Source organism: Amycolatopsis sp. NPDC059027 (genome assembly GCF_042739735.1).
Classification (GTDB): domain Bacteria; phylum Actinomycetota; class Actinomycetes; order Mycobacteriales; family Pseudonocardiaceae; genus Amycolatopsis.
The window spans coordinates 41,591-42,048 of record NZ_JBHYIK010000061.1 but is presented as its reverse complement, the minus strand read 5'-3'; the positions used below and the strand labels follow the sequence as shown (position 1 = coordinate 42,048).

Here is a 458-nt window from a genome sequence, read left to right as displayed (position 1 = left end):
CCCACACACAGCCACACCCGGGGGGCGACGGGGGGAGGGGTTTCGGGGGCGCCCACGATTTAGGGATAGATGGGGTTGGGGCACCATCAACGTCCCCAACGGAGCGTTCGCGACATCCGCAGCCCCCTACCAAACACCCTAGGCGACGGGGACCGACATATTCGGGCCGCACCGGGGGCCGGCATGTCCGCGAGGGTCAGCCGCCGGTGACTTGCGACCAGAGTTTTTCGTACCAGGAGCCCTCGGGGACCGGCTGCTGACCGGTCGGGCGCGACTGGTCCGGCGCCTTGTCCTCGGGAAGCTGCACGATATAGGGCGTTTCGCCCGGTTTGACCATACGCAGCCTGCGCCGCGCCTCGGCCTCGATCTGCGCGGGGTCGCTCAGCTCGGACTTGCGTGCCTCGACCCAGGCGCCCCACCCCCGCCCTTAGGTGTTGGGCTTGTGTTTGTTTGGGGAC

General features: G+C 68.3%; 1 pseudogene. It reads right to left on the bottom strand.

Features of this window, described 5'->3' with window-relative positions:
- Window positions 1-196 precede the first annotated feature (196 nt).
- A pseudogene (locus ACFWY9_RS33670) lies at window positions 197-415 on the bottom strand (septum formation initiator family protein); the annotation flags it as partial.
- Window positions 416-458 lie beyond the last annotated feature (43 nt).